Raw genomic sequence first — 3,122 nt, forward strand, 5'->3', positions numbered from 1 at the left:
TGACGACCGTTAGTGAAAGACCCGACCGAGGCCGCCGATCAACTCGGAGGCTATCCAGAACGCTACAGCGGCCCAGCCAAGATGAAATCTCCCGGCCTGAACCATCACACATGCGGCGATTGTCGCAAAGACAAACGCAAAACAAAGCAAGATCAAACCGACGTTCTGCATCGCTATATCCTCCTGACCAATCTAACCGCTTTAGCGGAAACAGAGACGGGATCGGGAACGGGAATGGGATCGGGAATGGGATTAGGAACCGTGAGGGGACCCCCATCCAGCAACAGCGGCGGCTGGGGGACTAATTTCAAGTCGCCGGATGGGGGATTGCTGCGCTTTATCGCTCGGTCCAGTAGCGACGCGAAATCGACCGACACGCCAACCTGAACAGACCGCTTCGACAACCCGACCCGATCTGCGGCGTCTCTCGCAATTGAAATGAGTTCTCGAACGGACATTTCCTCGGATTCATCATCGTCATCGAGCTTGTCGGCAATTTTTCGCTCGGCCTTCAACCCATTTGACAGAATCAGCTGGTTGTATGCCGTTATCTGATCCCGGTGGACCTCGTCTTCGATTTTGCGCTTTTCGGCGATCAGGTCTTGAAATGCGGGGCTCGTGTGGAAAAGGCTGACTCGACTGACCGAATAACCAGTCAGTTCCGCGACCTCTTTAACTCTGAGGCCGCTAGCAAACAGCCGGGCCATCCGGTGATGGCTGTCCCGAAACTTTTGAACTGGCGCTATGGATGATTTTTGGACGGCCTGGACCTCGGCGCGAGTCAGTTCGCGCAATGGCCCGATGCTAGGATGTTTGGAAGGCCTGCCTCGACCTAACACATCGCTACACCAAAATTTAGAGACGCTACTCGATTTTACCCTACCATTTTACCACATTTTCGCCGCAAAGTCAAGAACTTTTCTCGCTAGTGTATACAGAATTCCTTCGCGCTGTCTTGAAGACCGCCATTTCGCGCGCGTATAGGTATGGGTGTGTGAAATGATAAAAAATATGCGGAGGGGTATGGCGCCCCAGCCGAGCGCCCGAGTTTGGACCCCCGGGGGGCATGGCGATGGGTCATGGGATGGAGAGTGCAGTGCAGCATCGAATTGGTGCAATGCAGCGACGATTGTGGGTTGACGGCTCATCGGCAACATGCGATAGCTCGCCGGCCGATGGCGATGGGCTATCGGATTGCAACCGCAAGGACTACGACAATGGCATACGTTGATAGCAAAGGCCGCACATGGCATGACTTCGATGTAAGCACGCTTTCGGTAGAGGCGCAGGCACTCTACGCCAAGCGGGCCGAGGCATTCCGTGCGGCATACGCTGCGGAAGATGCCTTCGAGGCGAGGGCCAATGCCGAAATGAAGGCACAGCTCCAATGGGGCTATCGCTTCGGCAAGCTCTCGTTCACGGCCGAGGGCAAGCCAAAGGGCACCAGCACAGCCAAGCCGAAGATGAGCCTGGCGCAGTTCCTGGCGGCGCAGAACGGCCGCAACGCCTAGCGATCGGCGCAAACGACAAGGGAAAGGCCCGCAATTGAGCGGGCCTTTTTCTTGCCTTGATGAGAACAAAACGTAAACGCCCCGGAGGCAGCTGATGAGAACAAAACGTAAACTCACGGCGAGTACTTGTTTTGTTCCAAATCGGCCAGAAAGGCCCGCTGGCACGTTTTCGGGAGCGGGCCGCTAGGTAGCTACCTGGCAAGCGGCACAGCGCAATTGGCGGGCCGCTAAAGCTCGGCAAAGGCCATTGCAATCGGAACCAAGGCCCGCCAAGGATGAGGCGCTAAAAAATCGGAGTACTCTGCTTTCTCTGATAGCCTAGACATAGGGGGGGGGTACTAGGTTGACCCATACCTATAAACCGCCGTATACACCGTCGTTCTGTTCTCCCTGTTTCTTATAAAATTTTTTTTTTTAAACAAGAACAAACCGTGAACAGCCCATAATACCCCCCCCCCTCCTATCACTAGGCTATCAGAGAAAGCAGATTACTCGCATTCTATACATATGCATACCGTCTTAAATCCACCACCAACATAAGTTAATCTAAGATAGCGCTCACCAATAGCGATACGCTCACCACATCTAGCGCAAGTATGTTCGATCACAGCCTTAACGGTACGCTCATGCACCTTTATCATCTCAGCCTCCACCGGATAAAAGAATAGCCGCTATCCATCTCTGAATAGCGGCTATCAATTCAATCCTCGACACCTGTGTACAGTCTCCCATGTTTTGCCAGTTGATTGTGCATACGAAGCAACAAGGTGCATATCCACACAGGACCAAACTGAGATATCGGGTATTCTAGCAGGTCCTTAACACCTTGCTTGATTTGCGCCCTTGTCAGGCCTTTGTTATAGCGCCCATTGAAGGCTATATCCACGATGATATGCCTTGTGCCATCTTCATCGTCTTGGATCATCTGTATCCTCCCACTTACCATAGTCTAAGGCCTCACTACCACAGCGCTTGCACTTCACGTCACGCCAGCTATCGCCCTTATATTCGGCGATAGGCTTAGACACCTGCTTATGGCTACACTCTTGGCAAACCCTAATCCACTGTTTCATGTCAGTCCATCCTGCATACTTCGAAGCTACGATCTGGCTGGATAATAGCTACCCAATCATGCGGATACAACAGGATAAGTTCATCCCTGAGCCGAGTCTCAGCTACAGGATATTGCACCGGATCACCTGTATAGCTAAGGCCATTGTCATCCCTTAGCTTGAAGCCGTGGAATGGCCTCCAGCCTCCACCATGTCGATAGCCATAACCCAGCTGTTCCTTTGCTGACTCAGGGTTCTTGTCATTCAGCATATAGACCAGTAAGCCTAGATGCTGATACGTCATGCCGGGTTGCAGTAGTTTCCACGTTATCATCTCGACCTCCTAGCAGCTAACGTATAAATCTTGGTATTCTTCCACAACAGCACAGCGGCAGCGACATCTATCTTGTGCGAATCGACCTGTGACATCTTAATCCCTTGTTTTTTCAGTGCATCTTTAACCATGCCACGGGCAATGCGCTTGGCTTCACTTATTGTGCGTCGCAACTTAGTCATCGTCAGCCTCCACCTTGAACGTAACGAACGCTGCTCTGATATA

Annotated in this window: 5 protein-coding genes; 1 reads left to right on the forward strand and 4 read right to left on the reverse strand. The window is 52.3% G+C overall.

Going from position 1 to position 3,122, the window contains the following annotated elements; genetic code table 11:
• Positions 1-9: 9 nt before the first annotated feature.
• The gene (locus VH187_RS02965; protein WP_329699993.1) at positions 10-171 is read right to left on the reverse strand and encodes a hypothetical protein; all 162 of its coding nucleotides are present in this window, start codon (positions 169-171) and stop codon (positions 10-12) included.
• 2 nt (positions 172-173) lie between these two features.
• Positions 174-794 carry a hypothetical protein gene (locus VH187_RS02970; protein WP_329699994.1) on the reverse strand — a complete coding sequence of 207 codons (621 nt, stop codon included), beginning with the start codon at positions 792-794 and terminating at the stop codon, positions 174-176.
• Between the two features lie 423 nt (positions 795-1,217).
• On the opposite strand from VH187_RS02970, the gene VH187_RS02975 reads away from it, so the two are divergent.
• Positions 1,218-1,511: a hypothetical protein gene (locus VH187_RS02975; RefSeq protein ID WP_329699995.1), complete on the forward strand. Its 294-nt coding sequence runs from the start codon at positions 1,218-1,220 to the stop codon at positions 1,509-1,511.
• Positions 1,512-2,211: 700 nt separating this feature from the next.
• Here VH187_RS02975 and VH187_RS02980 read toward each other — a convergent pair.
• On the reverse strand, positions 2,212-2,436 hold the full coding sequence (locus VH187_RS02980; protein ID WP_329699996.1) for a hypothetical protein: 225 nt from the start codon (positions 2,434-2,436) through the stop codon (positions 2,212-2,214).
• Between the two features lie 457 nt (positions 2,437-2,893).
• Positions 2,894-3,122, reverse strand: a 229-nt coding sequence (locus tag VH187_RS02985) for a hypothetical protein (RefSeq protein WP_329699997.1), incomplete at its 5' end; no start/stop codon positions are given.

The sequence above is a fragment of the Scandinavium sp. genome (assembly GCF_036271055.1).
Classification (GTDB): domain Bacteria; phylum Pseudomonadota; class Gammaproteobacteria; order Enterobacterales; family Enterobacteriaceae; genus Scandinavium.